This window comes from Chryseobacterium rhizoplanae, assembly GCF_900182655.1.
Lineage (GTDB): Bacteria > Bacteroidota > Bacteroidia > Flavobacteriales > Weeksellaceae > Chryseobacterium > Chryseobacterium rhizoplanae.
In genome coordinates this window covers 336,884-353,801 of the sequence record NZ_FXTC01000003.1, presented here as the reverse complement: position 1 = coordinate 353,801, position 16,918 = coordinate 336,884, and the positions used below count along the sequence as shown (strand labels likewise).

Below are 16,918 nucleotides of genomic sequence, written 5' to 3'. Positions count from 1 at the left end.
GGAACTGTTCAACTTAGAAACTTGCTTTTACCTGCATACTTCCGATATGAATGGTCCGGTCACCCGAATTTCTTCCTTCATAATTAAGATTCAGCTGGATAAATGAGTTGATTGCCTGCTGAATAAATACACTCCATACCTGGTTTTTCCCCGGCTTCAAACCATCCAGCATCTGGTTTCCTACAATACTGAAATTGTTTCCGGTAAAATTGTTGCTGATGAATGAGAAGTTTCCACGGATCGATGTTTTTCTGCGCTCCCATTGGATAGTTCCTGTAACATCAAAAGCCTTAAGAAGCTCTTCACCATCAAGTCTTTGTTTTTGACGGAAAGCAGAGGATAATTCAGCCTGTATGGCATCTGTAAATTTATAAGTGGCCTTGGGCTTTGTTTCAAAATTATTGAGACGATAATCCCTTGTTTTAAATAATTGCGAAGAGTTTTGGATATCATGAACTGAATTTTCCCAATCCACTCTGAATTCTTTATTGAACCAGTATCCGATATTCAGGAAATGGGAGGTTTGTTCACGCTCTTCATTACTGAAATTGGCATTGATGAGGTTATCGTTTGTGATGAATCTGTAGTTACCATTCCAGCCCGATTTATCGGTAGGATTGAATTGTACAGAAGCCAGTATATTTTGATTTTTAAGGATCTGATCGCTGTTTTTTTCAAAAGGATTCAGCACAAGAACTTTATCCTTTTTATAGAATGAGTTTTGGGAATTCAATGAAATGTTGAAATTCCAACGCTTTAAAAATCCGTTTTCTGAGTTGAAAACAATGGCCGGATTGACAAATAATGCCAGCTGTAACTTATTTTTATTGGAAGGAATATATCTTACGGAATTGGTATACACACGAATATATTGAGCAAGATCGGAATATTCGGCAATTTCAAATTCGTCAAGCTGCTGGATGCCGTCTCCGTTATAATCTGTCCATTTATATACACCCTGTCCATCTGTTACTTTAATGTACTGGAATTCCCGCTGTGCTTCCTGTCCGTTTCCAAGTTCATAGAAGGCCTGAAGACGCATCCCATTTCTGAACAGCTGTTGATTGTATAGAATATTTCCAACAACGAAGTCATTATTTCGGGTAACATCACCTTCCGCACCCGAGTAGAAAAATTTTCTGTAGTGGATTAAAGCATTTAATGTAGTTCTTTCCGTTTTGATGATCTGACTTTCTGCCATGAAACCTAAAATATTGTTCATATTCTGAAGCCTGTTGTCACGCACAGAATCATTATCTCTCATGTATACTTTTGCCAATAGCTTGGTTCTTGTACTGTCACCGATCTTTTTTTGCAAAAAGATTTCTTTCCAGCTGAAACTTGTGACATCCATAAGCTGAGTGTCATTATACTTTTTCTCATTGTGTTCCATGCTTCCACCAATGGCCCAGCTTCCTTTTTTACCGGTAAATTCAGTTGAAATTCCTCCGCGGATAAATTTTGTATCCTGAAGAGTGGCATTGGTACTCAAATAAGATAAATTTCCTTTGGTAAACAGTTTTCCAGTGATCCATCCGAAATCCAGGTCGTTTTTAAGTCCTTTGTAAGAATCCTGTTCATTCAGATAATTGACACGGTAGTTTAAGGTAGACTTATTATTCCATTTATTCAGGAAGCTGAAAATAAACCTGTTTTGTGTCCTGTTGTTAAATTCCTGTGTAAGGTTAAAATCTCTGGAGAATTCCACATCATTGATACGGTCAAGAATATGAAACTGTCTGTCTATATACTGATATTCAAAACTTGGAGTTCCCTTCCATGTGTTCTTCGTAAAGCTTTTATTCCCGAAAATACGCCAAGCATAGCCCATATTCTGATCAGAATCCTTTGATGAAAACAAATTGACATCATAATTACTCAGGGAAATATCAGCTCCTATTTTTCCTTCATTCAATAAATACTCAGAGTTCAGGGAATATACCTGTGATTTCTGAGGTGAAGGAAGTTTTCTTACCGCTCTGTAATCTCCGGCATTAGGACCAACATATTCAAAAACACGCCCGTTATTGGTGGTCTGTGCTATTTTATAATCTCCCAGATTAGCTCCGAAATACGTAAAAGAAACCTGATAAAGTGTTAAGTTAGGATCAGTAGAAAATTCGTAGAAATTCCCGGCAGAGTTTAATTTGTATAAAATTTTATTCACATCATATTCGGTAACAACTCCTGATGGTGCATACATCAGGTTGGGATCATTACCTGCTTCAGCAAGAATTTGTTCATCTTCCTTGGAGAGATTTAAAGAAAGAGGAGCGTTTTTGTTGTCATTTTCCATAAACCAGTTTAGGCCCACTTTGAATTTCTCTCTCTGATGCTCAAGCTTTCCGGTAAATAAATATCTTGAATAATTCCTGTTGGCGTAGTTATAAGAGATCGTAATGAAATTCTGTTGAAAAATAGGACGGAAACTGGTAAAAGTAACCTCACCTGTATTGTAATTGATGATATAATCCTGGTTTTCCCCTCGTTTCATTAAGATACCATCAATGAAGACCTGCTCAGATCCTGAGATTAATGTGATAAACTGTTCACCGTTTTTACCGGTCAGACGGTAAGGTCCCTGGTTACCTTCAACCCCTTGAAAACGGATTCTGTGGAATTCACTTCGTGCAACACCGGCAGAAATATCGATCAATGTTTTGTTTTCCTTTCCAAATTCTGTCTGGAACTGAAGTCCCATACTTCTTCGTTGGTATTTTGCAAAATAATTTTTGGCCTCTACAAGATCAAGGTGTCCGGCTCTGAGAATAGACTTTTCCTTGATGTTAAGCTGCATATAAATTTTGTCAAATTCCTCTAAAGTCTGAGTATACCCATCAGCCTGAATAGGAAGGTTATGATCTGAAATACTGGCTAAAATAGTAACATCTTTTGACAGACGTCCTGAAATCTGCAAATCCATAGAACTTTGTACAGATTGTCCCTGGTTGTTACCGAAAGTAATCCCACGGATAATGGAACCCTTTGAATTAAGCTCTCCTAAGAATCTTTTTTTATCATTTTTTGCCAGTACAGCTTCATCAATAATGATCTTATTGTGTGTTCTTATGAAATCCAGGGTATCTTTGGCAAAGATGTCCTGCTCCAGCCGTGCGGCAAGAATACTATCCCTTTTAATGCTGTCTTCAGGCACATTGGGGTTTTTCCATGAAAATACCTGAGCATTTCCTGAAAATATGCCTAAAAAGAACAAAACGAATAGAATGATGAAATTCCGCAACTTTTAAAAATAATTCGTAAAAATAATTAAAAAATGTTAACATTAAGGGGTCAACTATAATTAACAAAAACTTAACCTCTTTATTGTCCCGGAAAAAAAATTAGAATGTAGTTTTGCTAGGGAAAAAAATTATTAACAACAAAAAAATTTAAATCATGAAAAAATTTTATTCTCTTTTTGCAACAGTAATGATGAGTGCAGTTGCTTTTGCACAAACAACTTACCTTTGGGATGGTAGTTCTGTAAATCCTATTTCCGGCACAAATGCAAATATTTCAAGTGTAGCATTTGCAGCAACTCAGGGTAATAATAATGGTACTACAACTTTAATTACTACTTCATCAGTATCTTCTGGATATACAGGAGCAAGTGGTTCAAGCAATTTTGGCGCTGCTGCTTTTAAAGAAGCTCTTTCTACTGCTACCAGTACTTATTTTAGTGTAACCGTTACTCCTGTGGCTGGTAATAAAGTAACTTTGAATTCTTTAAATTTAGGATCAAGAGGAACATCTACAGGACCTGGAAAGATTACAGTATATTCCAGCATTGATAACTATACAACGGCGATAGGTACTGTAAATGTTAACAATAATAGTACATGGACATTGAATAATATCGCTTTTTCAGGTGCTAATCTGGTAGGTGCAGAATCAGCTCCGGTTACCTTAAGAATCTATGGAAGTGACAGTCCTGGTACAGGAACTCCTTCTCTTGGTACTGCCAACTGGAGAATAGATGATATTTCTTTAACTGTTACTTCGTCTACTGCTTCTCTGGCTGTTATTGATGCTAAAAACACAAAATCAGGGAACTTCGTAAAGAATTCTTTTGTTAAAAACAATGAGATTGTTTTCGGATCTGATGTAAAAGACGTAAAAGTTTTCAACATGTCCGGGCAGCTTGTAAAAGAAGGTTCTGTGAAACAAAACGGAACGGTCAATATTGCTGAACTGGCAAAAGGAAACTATATCGTAACGGGTACAGTAAACAACCAACCGGTTTCTCAAAAAGTCCTTAAAGACTAATCTCCTGAGATAAAAATACAAACAGCCGTTTCATTGAAACGGCTGTTTTTTTATACAATTATTTACTGATTTTTAGATTTTTATATGCTGTTTATTTCTTAATTTGGTGGTATTGTTTTTGATGTTTTTATTACAAATCCATTGCTAAAAATTATTACGATGAAAAAAATCTTTACTCTTGTCGGGCTTGTATCATTAACTGCCTTTTCAAATGCCCAGATTGTAATTAATGAGATTTATGGCGGCAATGCAGATTCAGGTGCCATATTGAAGAATAATTATATTGTACTCAAAAACATTGGGACGAATTTTGTTTCTTTGACTGGCGCAAGTATACAATATGCTCCGGCCATTGGAGCTTTTACTGAATATCATACGCTGCCGGATTTTACTTTGGGTCCTGAAGAAACGTATTTGATTCAGGAATCGGCAATCAATGGCGGTGTTGAGAATTTACCAACTCCGGATTTTATCGCAACTACTGTTGTCAATTTTGATGGAACACCCAATACATCCTCCGGATTAAGAATTTCCAGTGTGTCAGGAAAGGTTGCTCTGGCAGGAAACATCGTACAGGTTACCGGACCATCTGCATCTAATGTCCTTGATTTTGTAGGATATGGATCAAATGCAGATCAGTTTAAAGGAGATGGACCAGCTCCTTCTCCAACTACGACCACTGCTATAAAAAGGACATTAGTAGACAGTAATGATAATAGGGCTGATTTTTCCCTGGAGGGCAGTGTGAAGTCCGGTTTTGTGCAAAACCCTTTTATAAAGGACAGTAAAATTGTCTTCGGAACTGATGTGAAGGATGTAAAAGTCTACGATACCTACAGGCAGATTGTAAAAAAATCACCTACAAAATTAGCCTCAACTCTTGATATTGCAGAGCTTCCAAAAGGAACTTATATTGTTACCGGAACCATTAATAATATTCCGATCTCACAGAAAATTATAAAAGATTAGTTTTAATAAAAAATAGCATCTTTGTTAAATGTCATTCTGAACGGAATGTAAATGTAGTGAAGAATCTCATAAGTCCGGCTATTTATAAGATTCTTCCTTCGTCAGAATGACAAAGCCAAATTATTTGATTCTGAGACTATCTTTTTTCCGGTATTTTAATACCAGCCTCTTCTTGCTGCATTGATGATGGAACCAAGATTAAGAATCAATGTATATCGGATGCGTTTTCCATAATCTTTAAATGAAGGCTCAAATCCTAAAGAAGACTGTATCGGGAAATAAACTTCCAGGAAATCCGGGATGATTCTTACTTTAACTCCGGTATCCCATATGAATTTAGCAGGAAGATCTTTGTTTTTGTAAACTCCGGCATCTGCATACACATGGAAAATTTTCCATACACTTGAATCTACGTTGGCAGAAGTGATCCATTGGTTTACCGTTCCCGGCAGGAATGATTTGAAACCACCATCAGCTAATATAAACTGTTGTGAAAGCAGACCGCTACTGGCACTTTCTCCCAAAAGATTGTAAGAGAAAGAGTAGTTGGAAACCCTCGAAATTCCATAGTCAAAAAGGTTGTTTCTTGTGTTATTTCTTAAGAAGTATCCGGCAAACAAACGTAAACTTAGCTTTTGTTTAGGAGCAAATTCCCATCTATAGAAACCTTCAGCTGTTATTTTATTAAAATCCTCCATTCCCTGCGTACTCAGACTGAAACTTTTTTCATGGATCATCTGGCTGTCACTATAGCCATATCCAACAGTCCAGACATTGTATTTGCTGTAGTCATTATTGGCAATCATTTTAGGGCTCAGATCTCTTTCAAAATAGTTATAGGAAACTCCGATACTTCTGCTAACGGTACTTCTGGGATTTTTTCTGAAGTTGACAGAGGTAGCTATTGAACTCTTTCTGTAGGCTAATCCATAATCGTAATGGAAATAAGAACCGGAAACTCCAAAGGTTAAACTTCGGATAATGCTTTCGGCAGGCAGAATAGAGTAGGAAACGGCTCCAGAACCTGTCAGCTTTCCTGTTCCGGTACTGTAGGTTGGCGTAAATGAATACAGGAATTTCTGATCAAATAAAGATTGGTTTTTTAAGTTAACTCCCAGAAGGAATTTATCATATGTATTGTTGAAACGTACTCTTGGACTGAGATAAATTTCGTTATATTCAGGATTCGGAATGTCTTTTATGAATTTAAGCTTAATTTTTTTTGCGTTGGAAAAAATTCCTTTTGCATACAGAAAATTATCCCTGTAATTTGATTCAGGGAAAATATAACCGCTGTTTAGGGTGATTTTATAAATGTTTTCTGAAGCAGGAAGCGTCAGACTTGACATACGTTCATTTTCATCAGTATCTATCCAGTACGCTTTCTTTTCTCCTTCTCGGGTTTCGGTTTCCAGTTTTACAGGAATAGAAGTATCTGTATTTTTTGTAATGTTTATTTGAAGAGAATCGTTTTCTTTCCGAATGTTTTTTAATTTGAAATCGACTCTGTTTTTCTGCCTGAAAAAGTTTGAAAGATAATTTGTTGATTTATCCTTTTCAGAAAGTGAAGTTAGAAAACCTTCAGGATGTATTCTTTTTCCGGAATTCTGGGAAATATAATCTTTTACAATATCATTGAAATGATCATATCCCATTTTATCCGCTGAATAATTGAACAAACTTCCGGTTTCGAAGCTGCTGACAGCCATGTCATTGAAATTGCTTAAAACAGGGAAATGCTCATCAATCTTCTGATCAAGATTTTGCAGCATGATATACTGATAAGAAAGTCCGTAACGATCCAGAAGTTTTACCTTGGACGCATGGAAAAATTTTAAAGGCTTTATTCCAAATACTCTGGTTTCAGGAAGGGTTCCTAAAAGTTTTGTATCAGCATAGAATTTTTTCAGATACTGGATTTCCAGGTAAGATTTTAAACCATTTTTGAACCAATGGTCTTTTTCTTTATCAGCAATCACATTTTCATCAAGAATTTTCTTGGCGATGATTCCAAAATAATCCAGATCTGTTTTTTCAGCATTCGTAAAAAGCTGAAATCTGAATTTCCAGAAAGTAATATCATTATTTCCGAAAAAGTCTTCCTTAGCTCTGAATTTATCAGAAATAAAAATACTTTTCGGAAGAATACCAATTCTTTCTTTCAGGAATTTTAATTGTAAAGGAAGATAAAACTCCAGATTCTGTTTTTCTTCCGGTTTCAGGTTATATCCAAACTTAATTTCAGTTTCAGCCCCGTCAACATTGGTTTTTATAGAAGGGTAGCCTGTTGTCGAAATCAAAAACTCAGGATCTGAATCCAGATATCCTTTGAATGAGTTCATCTGAACCTGAGGAAGATTACCTTCCACAAAATTATTTACGGGAATATCAAAGTTGACGGTCCAGAAAGTATTAAAACTTACGGGTTCTTCAATATCATGGTAGTTTCTTTCGGAAATATTGTCCGGATCAAAATGATCCGGAACAATAAAGAAATATTTTAATACTGTATTCTGAGAGGATGTTCCGTATCCCGTAAAAGTTTTATCGGGAAGCTGCATCCGGTATTGCAGTTGTAACGTGACGCTTTCGCCAGGTTTTAATACATTTTTCAGAGGAATAAAAAGATTTTCATCTGAGATTGTATTGACGGGAATAACTTCATTGTCAGAATTCTTAACATTCAGTTCAAGAAGTTTTCCCAATTGATCGCTTTTCGCAAAATGCAAATCAGTATTTCTGTCTTCCAGTTTTCTGTAGACTAAAGAAGTTCCGCGTCTGTTGTAGGCGGAAACCCAATTCAGGAGTTTTACGGTCTGCAGGTCTTTTTCAGAATGATTGTAATAAACAATTTCCTGACTGATCTCAAGGTTCTTTTTGTCAGGAGACAGTTTAGCTTCAATATAGATGCTGTCTTTCTGTGCAGAAACCTGTGCGGCTCCCCAGAACAAAATAAGGCAAATGCTGATCTTTTTCAAATATTCGTGATAAAGCCCAAATATAACTTATTTTGTAAATACTTTATAGGATTTTAACCCTGAATTGCTTTTTTTTCCAAAGAATTAATATACGCGTTCCAACCCTCTGTCTTATAAGTGATCGCAGCAGCTTCAGGATTATCAGATTTGTAGATTCCTCTTCCTACAATGATAAAATCTGTATGCAGCGTTTTGAACACATGTTCCGGAGTATTGTACTGTTGTCCTTTACCATCACCAGAATCTGCAAGATTAACTCCCGGAGTGAATAGTAAAAGATCTTCAGGAATTTTGTTCTGAGATACGCCGCCAATTACATTAGGATGAGATAAAGCTACTTTTAAAGCCTCTTCACGATAGCTTGCAGTAGTCAGGGCTCCTTTGGAAGACATTCCTACAATAGCTACTACTCCTACATTGCGGAAACAGTCTAATGATTCAAAACCTCCGATAACCTGGGACGTTACGAAATCTGCCCAATTTGTAATTTTGAAAACCCCGCTTGTGAACTGAAGCTCCTGAGTATTTCCAATGTCAGCAAATTTTCTGTCTTCCATCAGTAAGAACTGGTGTTTTGCAGCGATAGCTTTTAAAGGTGTGATCGTTTTTTCGTAATCAAAATCAGAAATAATATCAATATGTGTTTTTAAAGCAATAATGTGAGGTCCTACTTTTTCAGCAAACTCCAGTAACTCCTGAGTGGTAGTAACATCTGCAGAAGCAATAAGGTTTGATTTTTTTGCTAAAGCCGTTTCCAGTAATTTTTTTGAAACTGAATGTTGTGCAGTCTGAAGTTTCTGCTCGTAAGAAGATCTTGTTTCTTCCTCAAACTGAATATGGTTCCCCTGAAGGAAGTCCTGAATTCTTTTTACTTCTTCATCAGACAATTCACCGGTTTCCTGAAGAATATCACATACTTCCGAAATATTAAAAAGAGTGTGTACTCTATATCCTTTGCTTTCCAATAGCTGTTTACCACCTTGCTCTCTGTCTAATACCACAACGATGTCAGACACTTTAAGGTCTTCCTGCTCTATTTCAGGAATAGTTTCCAGCAAAGATTTTCCTGAGGTGATCACATCTTCTACCAAAAGACAGTTTTGTCCTTTCTGGTAAATTCCTTCAATCAGTTTTTTTGTACCGTAGCTTTTAGCTTCTTTTCTTTTAATAATTAATGGAATATAGCTTTCCAGAGACATTGCAGTTGCCATAGGAAGAGCAGCATAAGGAACTCCACAGATTAAATCAAAATTATCCAATGGAAGCATTTCCAATAAATAATTAGCAAGATTTTTTAAAATTTTAGGATCTGAAGCCAAAGGTCTTAAGTCTACATAAAAAGGACTTTCAATACCACTTTTTAGGGTAAACCTACCAAATTTGATGATGCCTAGTTTGTAGCACTCTAAGAAGAATTCTTTTTTACTTTCCATTATTTTTTATTAGATATTGCAAATTTAAGGAATTGAAATAAGGCTTAAAAATTTATCGTTCATTTGTAAATAAAAAACCACCCCGGATTGACCAGGATGGTGTGAAAAATATAATAAACTATTATTTTACGATTTCAGCATCAATGACTTGGGCTCCGCTGTATTTTTGCTGGGCTTCCCATAATAAAAACTTGTCGACCTCTTTGATGAGTTTAGGAATGGTAAGTGACAATACTGCCAGGTCATCCATGACTCCAAGTACTGGTATGGCAAATTCAGGAAGCAGGTCAATAGGGGATATGACATATAAAATTCCCAGTAAAGGAAGAATAATATCTATGGATTTCATTGGATAGGTTCCTCTTCTCCACATTTTGACCATTCTGAAAATATCAGGGATCTTTTTTATAAAGCCCTTATGATTGATGGCTTCTTTTGCAAGATTTAATTTTGAATATTTCATTTTTGTGTTTGGATTTAATAAATTTTTCAACATTATAAATTTCGCAAATCCTGTACCAACAAATTATAAAATTTAGTTAAAAATTTATTTGATAATATTGTCAATGAACTGATGCACAGTCTCTGTGTCCCAATCTTTTGTTGCATCTTCCTTGATAAGGATTCTTCCATGCTTGTCCAGAAGAAAAGTCGTAGGAAAAACTTTAGGAAGAATTTTCTCAGAAATAGGGCTTTGAGCAATATATACAGGAACAGTGTAATTATTTTCCTTTAAAAATTTTCTTATATCCTCTTCTTTGTCATTCATTGCAATCAATACAAAATCTACATGATCTTTTCTGGTATCATACAGTTTCTGAATAGATGGCCATTCTTTTCGGCATGGCGGGCACCAAGTTCCCCAGAAGTTCAGGAAAATCCCTTTATCCTTAAAGTTTTTAAGATTCGTACTCGGAGCATTGATTCCTTTAAGTTCTATGTCGTAATCTTCTTCACTGATATGTACAGCGTTTTCAATAGTGGCTACCGGAAAGAATGTATCCTTTAGGAAATTTCTTATCCCCGGTATAAACGCAACAATACCAATGACGGCAATAATTACAAGATAAATGATCCCTTTTTTCATATCTGGTTTTTATAGAAGATCCAAAATTTCCTGAACAGCATCTTTTCCTCTGTTCTTGGCATAATATATCTGCAGATCATTGTAAAACATATCTTTTGTATACGTTTCAGGATCAGCTTTGTATTTCATTAGCAGCTCATATCCGTATTTCGGACGCGGGCCCCACGAATTTTTTACATTCAGGTGCTTGTCCAGGATAATTACTTTCGGAATAGATTCTGTACCATTGGTCAGAAACTGGTTGATTAAGCTTTTATCACTGTCTCTTAGAAAAACTCTTACCTCATTATGACCTTCAAAAAATCTGAATAATGCAGGTACTGTTGCACTTGCATCACCACACCAGGCTTCAGAGATGATTAAAATTTTTCCATCAAAATTTTTAGTGGCAAGTTCTTTCAGCTGATCTTCATCCGGGACGTATTTTTTTACCGTTCGGTCCATTCTCTGAAGACCCAGCTCATAATATTGTTTATAGTCAGCTTCCTGTTGGTTGGCAGGATTCTCTAATCTTTCTTTTGCAATCTGAAGGTATTCCTCAAAAGAAATTCCTTTATCCCAGTAATTTTTCATTACCAAAAATATTTATGTTAAAAATTATTGATATTTCTTGTTTTATTGATCAGAAAAAGATCTGCCAATACAAATGCAGCAAGGCTTTCCACTACAGGAACCGCTCTTGGAACTACACAAGGGTCGTGACGCCCTTTTCCTTCTACGATCACAGGATTTCCGTCTTTATCAATACTATCCTGAGGTCTTAAAATAGTCGCCACAGGTTTGAAGGCTACACGGAAATAGATATCCATTCCGTTGGAAATTCCACCCTGGATACCTCCTGAAAGGTTAGATTTTGTAGTAAAATCGGTATTGAAAGCATCATTATGCTCTTTTCCTGTCATTTTGGCTCCGCAGAAACCGCTTCCATATTCAAAACCTTTGCAGGCATTGATATTCAGCATAGCTTTTGCCAGTTCAGCCTGAAGTTTTGAGAATATAGGTTCACCAATTCCTACGGGAACATTTTTAATCACACATGTAATGGTTCCGCCAATGGTATTTCCTTCTTTTTTGATCTCTTTGATTCTTGAAATCATCTTTTCAGCCGTTTCAGCATCCGGACAACGAACGTCATTGCTTTCCGTTTGGGAAAAATCTAAAGCCTGATAAGGCTTTTCACAGAAAATATCACCTACAGAAGAAACGTAAGCATTGATTTCAATGTCTGATAAAAGCTGCTTGGCGAGAGCTCCGGCAACTACCCAGTTCATAGTTTCCCTTGCTGAAGATTTTCCGCCGCCACGATGATCTCTGAAACCAAATTTCTGGTCATAAGTAAAATCTGCATGGCTTGGACGATATGCCCCTGCTATATGATCATAATCTTTCGATTTCTGATTTTCGTTTTCAATGATAAAACCAATGGGAGTACCTGTTGTTTTTCCATCAAAGATTCCTGAAAGAAACTTTACTGTGTCACTTTCTTTTCTTTGAGTAACAATTGCTGACTGGCCAGGTTTTCTTCGGTTCAGTTCGTATTGAACCTTATCGAGATCTACCGTTAAACCTGCCGGAAAATTATTGATGATACCGCCATAAGCCACTCCGTGACTTTCTCCAAATGTTGTAAGACTAAGAAGATTACCTAATGTATTGAACATAGTACAAAATTACCTTTTTTTCTTCAGATAATAAAGTTTCTGGATTTGTTCTATTTATCGGTGTTTTTGATATTATTGATAACCTTTAGAGCTTCTTTTTTTTCTTCCGGAGTCATTTTTTTCCAGATAAAACCTTTTTTGAGATCATTTTTATCTGATAGTTGAGGGAAAATACCTGCTTTTACATCATCAAAAATATAGAATGGCGTAACGGCTGGAAGAGGAGTATCAAAACTGTACGGATAATTGTGGGAAACATTAAATTTAAAATTCCCGATTTTAAATATATTAAACTGACGATATTCGTAGGTTGATGGCTTGTAAAGCTGTTCTTTTTCAAAACCTGTCATAAAACTTCCCACTCTGAAACTCGGAATATATTTTTGAATCAATGCCGGAAAAGATAACATTGAAATAAAAAATAAACTTAAAACTGAAAAAACAATCATGGATTTTTTCTGATTAAAATATTCATGAAACAGAACAAAAAATATCACGAAAAAAATATCGATGAAAAATCTGTATTGGGCGGAAAATGCAAGGACCAATATACCTTTTATTAATAATGAAATGCAGATCAGAGTGATGAGTTTTCTTTTTTTGATCCAGGTAAATACAGAAAAAACAGCTAAACTCAAGATAAAAAGAATATTAATTTTTGATTTGATTCCTGCTAGGAAAAGCCAGTTTTTAATATAATCTGATGTCGAAAATTTTTGGATTTCTTCATAGGTGTACTGCATATCATAGGTTTTCATGATGGCAAACTGTGACGAAATTTTTAAAACCTCGGGATTGGGTTTCCAGGATACTCCCAGATCGCCTATTGCTACAGGGAAAACGGGAAAACCGAATGTCCATATATTTTTAATGAAGAAAAGGAAGAGAATCAGAATACCTAAAAGTAATGGCTTGAAATTATTTTTGAAAATAAAAACTGAATGTAAGAATACCAGTATGGGCAGCCATATCATAGTAGGTTTTATAGAGAAAACAAAAACTGAAAAGGCAAAAAGGAGAGCAGTATTTCTGTTTCCGGCTGTGAGTTCATTCAGAATAATCAGTGAAAAAATAATGACAGGAAGATCCGGGCTTGGAGACTGAGAAAACAGTAATAAAACCGGTAGGAAACAAAGATGTATCCAGTTTTTTCTTTCGATAATATAAATGGTGTAGATAATGAGTAATACAGCATTAATTCTTAAAAATGGATCAGAAAAATTGGAAAACCCTGCCTGAAAAATATGCCAGACAGACATTTGCCCCAACGTAAGATCTACGTTTGAAATTCCTTTTACCATTCCATATTCTGCAAGCCACTGAAGAGTAGGGATATAATAGCCAAAATGATCTAATATATAAGGATAGTAAGAACCTGCGAGCATGATAATAAGAGTGGCAGCACTAAAGAGTATAAAATCTTTCTTGGAAAACTGATAAAATTCTCCATAGAGCCGATTTCTAAAGAAAAAGAATAAACCCACAAATATTGAAACGGCTTCAACATAGATATTCAAAGGAATAAAAAAAGAAATAAGTGTCCATATCAGGCTTATTCCCAGGATTCCGGATAAAATTTTCCCTGAGATTCCCTGAAACAAAATCCCGGACACATTTTCCATGATTTTCCCCCAGCCTATTAAGACAGGTATGATGAAAATTGAAGAAAACAGAATCAATAGCATAAAAAAAAGATTGCTTAAAAATAAGCAATCTTTATATTTATTGTGAAAATATTTATTAACGGGGTTGTACCCTTCCGTCTTTTCTATCTTGTGATCTACCGATGGTATATCCTGTAGCACCTCCTACAACACCACCAATTACAGCTCCGAGTCCTCTGTTTTTCTTAGCGATGAGTGCTCCTGCCGCTGCTCCACCTACCGTACCAATTACGGTTCCTTTGGCTGCTTTACTCCACCCTTTTTTCTGGGTAGTTCCCTGTGAGGTACCACTTCCATTATTGGCATAATTTCCGTTGCTACCTGATGAGCCGGAATTTGAATTTCTGTCTCTATATATTGTTCTTGTTTCTCTGATTACCTGTGGTCTTGAATTATTTTCAGCAGCAGCTCTGGCTTTTTTGGTTTCAGATATGCTGTCTGCTTTTTTCTGAGCTTCATAGACCATCTTTTCTTTTTCAATGGCCAGTTTTTGTTTTTCTATTTCAAGTTGTCTGGCCCGAAATTCAAGTTTCTGTGCTTCCAGTGATTTCTCAGCAACGCTGTCATCTTTCTTGCAGGCCGTCATTAAAAAGACGGATAAAAAACCTGCTAATATTATCTTTCTCATAATTCAAATTTTAATAAGATAAAGCCAAAACGACTTTGATTTTAGTTTTATTCTCAATTATGAAGCCAAATTTTAGTTAATGAATGTTAAAATTACTACTAAAAAGTGGAGATAATTTTTAATAATGATAGATTTTATACTGTTAATGCGGAGTTGCAGGGGATTTGTAAATTTTAGTTCACTGATAGTTTTTATTGAATTCATATAAGTTGACTATTTTTGAATACCAAATTACTTTTAATATGAAAAAATCAATTTTTACAGTATCAGCATGTATTGGACTGCTGGCTGTTGTTACATCATTTTCCTCCACGGAAACAGTAGAGAATAATAAAACCTGTTCAGAAACAGCTGATATCACACCAAAGTCTCAGACTTATAAGATCCGTTATGGACTTCTTTCAAAAAACGGAGCAAAAATCCTTTCGGGAAATTATGATGTAGGGAGTTTTCTTGCTGAAAACATGGTTACGGGAGAAGTGTATGATACTTATTATAGTGGAGGATTTCAGACGGTGCCACAATATTATGACGGACTTCCGGCAGGAACTTATACCTTTTCTGCTATGCAAGGACAAGGTGGATGGGTAGGCTATGGAACGGTAATTGCTACAGTTTCGGACGCTCAGGTAGATTCTGATGGGTATATTACAGTGTATATTCCGATCATTTGGGAGGAATAGGTTTGTGAGTAAAAAAATATTTAGTTACATTTACCCTTTCCTGAAATGAGAATTTTTTCAATCATTAAATAATTAATTACATTTTTTATTTTGTTTCTATGTTTTTGTATTGAATAAATACTAACAAATTACTATAATTGTATAAATTATTACAGATTCATTCTTCAGGATGTTTTTGATTCTACAGAAATATTCATTCTCTATTTCTCCATTGTATTATCTTCTTCTGAAGAATGTAGTAACAATGGCTGTATTGAATGATTCTACGATATTCTGTTTGGATTTTTCTAAATAGATTTTTTTCATCATTTGTGTTTTTTAGGCCTCCATCAGGAGGCCGTTTCTGTTTATTTAGTTTTATGATTATGCTCATATAATAATTGGACAGGAGATGGTATATTTGGGTATAAAAGCATTTTCATTCCATATTTTATCAAAAAGACTTCTCTAAATGAGGAGTCTTTTGTTTTTATATTATTATATGTGTAAAATATTACTATAATCAGAGGTTATATGATATTTTTTAGTAAATCAGTTTTTGGAGTATTCTAGAATCCGGAAGAGTAGGAATTACAACGACATTGTTTATTGTCTTTTTTTGAGAAATAGTTTCTGCTGGCTGGATGGCTTATTATTTAAAAGAAATAATTATTTTATGACTGTACTCATAAAATAAAAAAAAAGTGTGGTATATCTTTGGTTAAGAATTAATAGATAAAATAATTTTTATCTCTGATATAAAATTTTTTTTCATCATTTGTGTTTTTTGAGGCCTCCATTTTTTTTGGGGGCTTTTTTCATATAATACTCTTAAATCTTTTAAAGATCGAAGAGTATTCTACCGTTAAACGGGGTATCCCAAATGATAAATATTTTGTCACTTGATCTTCTCAGAGGAGCTTGAATGATTTCATAGTCACCTTTTTCGGTTAGTCTTTCTACAATGAGATCGGAACCTTTACCTATTTCATTTACATCGTATTCCAACTGATATTCTTTTTCATTGCTTTTCGTGAAATCTTCTTTATTAAAAATTATTTGTGCCATGATAATTTAAATTTATTGGATTGATTTATATGAAGAATAAATTATGCCAATTTGGTGTTGATTTAGTTTTTTTTGATAGCTTGATTAAGTATTTTGAAAGTTTTCATTTTCTAATATGAATTTTATTTTACCAAATTGTAAATTATTTTATTTTTAACGTTTTTGCCGGCATGTTATATTTATTTTAATTAATTATAAATAATTATGAAGTGGTTTTTAAAGCATCAATAAAATCTGTCTAAAATGCTGAAATCACAAAATGAATAACACTTGGAGTAAATCGCTTTTTTTTCTCAAAGTTGGCATTCTTGGCACGATTTTTCGATATAGAAATGTAACTCATGTTTAATTTGAGTTTTCATGGTTATTAGTTTTTATCCTCGGAATTTCCGGGGATTTTTTTTTGCTCTGATATGACGCTGCTCATAAACGTAAACTAATTAAATCCTCTATTTTTGGGTAAGATAATTTTCTATCCATCATCTTTTTGCATTATTTATCA

The 16,918-nt window shown here is 34.9% G+C and carries 13 protein-coding genes; 3 read left to right on the top strand and 10 right to left on the bottom strand.

The annotated features are described in order from the left end of the window. Window positions 1–13 precede the first annotated feature (13 nt). Entirely contained in the window at window positions 14–3,241 is a 3,228-nt protein-coding gene (locus tag FN817_RS10270) for a hypothetical protein (RefSeq protein ID WP_142717830.1), read from the bottom strand. A gap of 155 nt (window positions 3,242–3,396) precedes the next feature. Between FN817_RS10270 and FN817_RS10265 the strand changes: the two genes are divergently transcribed. Together FN817_RS10265 and FN817_RS10260 are read left to right on the top strand one after the other, a co-directional pair. After that, on the top strand, window positions 3,397–4,266 hold the full coding sequence (locus FN817_RS10265) for a T9SS type A sorting domain-containing protein (RefSeq protein ID WP_228451523.1): 870 nt from the start codon (window positions 3,397–3,399) through the stop codon (window positions 4,264–4,266). Window positions 4,267–4,425: 159 nt separating this feature from the next. After that, on the top strand, window positions 4,426–5,235 hold the full coding sequence (locus tag FN817_RS10260) for a T9SS type A sorting domain-containing protein (protein WP_142717829.1): 810 nt from the start codon (window positions 4,426–4,428) through the stop codon (window positions 5,233–5,235). Between the two features lie 155 nt (window positions 5,236–5,390). On the opposite strand, the gene FN817_RS10255 is transcribed toward FN817_RS10260, so the two are convergent. The 8 genes from FN817_RS10255 to FN817_RS10220 form a co-directional block, all read right to left on the bottom strand. After that, window positions 5,391–8,213: a gluzincin family metallopeptidase gene (locus FN817_RS10255; RefSeq protein WP_228451521.1), complete on the bottom strand. Its 2,823-nt coding sequence runs from the start codon at window positions 8,211–8,213 to the stop codon at window positions 5,391–5,393. Window positions 8,214–8,266: 53 nt separating this feature from the next. Continuing rightward, on the bottom strand, window positions 8,267–9,646 hold the full coding sequence (pyrF, locus tag FN817_RS10250; RefSeq protein ID WP_142717828.1) for an orotidine-5'-phosphate decarboxylase: 1,380 nt from the start codon (window positions 9,644–9,646) through the stop codon (window positions 8,267–8,269). Between the two features lie 121 nt (window positions 9,647–9,767). Beyond that, window positions 9,768–10,109: a YkvA family protein gene (locus FN817_RS10245; RefSeq protein ID WP_142717827.1), complete on the bottom strand. Its 342-nt coding sequence runs from the start codon at window positions 10,107–10,109 to the stop codon at window positions 9,768–9,770. A gap of 84 nt (window positions 10,110–10,193) precedes the next feature. Beyond that, complete coding sequence (locus FN817_RS10240) at window positions 10,194–10,733, bottom strand: TlpA family protein disulfide reductase (RefSeq protein WP_142717826.1); 540 nt, start codon at window positions 10,731–10,733, stop codon at window positions 10,194–10,196. 9 nt (window positions 10,734–10,742) lie between these two features. Continuing rightward, window positions 10,743–11,306: a thioredoxin family protein gene (locus tag FN817_RS10235; protein WP_142717825.1), complete on the bottom strand. Its 564-nt coding sequence runs from the start codon at window positions 11,304–11,306 to the stop codon at window positions 10,743–10,745. 17 nt (window positions 11,307–11,323) lie between these two features. Beyond that, the gene (aroC, locus tag FN817_RS10230; RefSeq protein ID WP_142717824.1) at window positions 11,324–12,394 is read right to left on the bottom strand and encodes a chorismate synthase; all 1,071 of its coding nucleotides are present in this window, start codon (window positions 12,392–12,394) and stop codon (window positions 11,324–11,326) included. Window positions 12,395–12,444: 50 nt separating this feature from the next. Beyond that, window positions 12,445–14,016, bottom strand: a complete 1,572-nt coding sequence (locus FN817_RS10225) for an LIC_10190 family membrane protein (protein WP_228451520.1) — start codon at window positions 14,014–14,016, stop codon at window positions 12,445–12,447. 118 nt (window positions 14,017–14,134) lie between these two features. After that, entirely contained in the window at window positions 14,135–14,686 is a 552-nt protein-coding gene (locus FN817_RS10220; RefSeq protein ID WP_142717822.1) for a YMGG-like glycine zipper-containing protein, read from the bottom strand. Window positions 14,687–14,928: 242 nt separating this feature from the next. Here FN817_RS10220 and FN817_RS10215 point away from each other — a divergent pair, with 242 nt between their 5' ends. Next, window positions 14,929–15,369, top strand: coding sequence for a hypothetical protein (locus tag FN817_RS10215; RefSeq protein WP_142717821.1), 441 nt, complete (start codon window positions 14,929–14,931; stop codon window positions 15,367–15,369). An 819-nt stretch (window positions 15,370–16,188) separates the two neighbouring features. Here FN817_RS10215 and FN817_RS10210 read toward each other — a convergent pair. Next, complete coding sequence (locus FN817_RS10210; RefSeq protein ID WP_142717820.1) at window positions 16,189–16,416, bottom strand: glutathione synthase; 228 nt, start codon at window positions 16,414–16,416, stop codon at window positions 16,189–16,191. Between the last annotated feature and the right edge of the window lie 502 nt (window positions 16,417–16,918).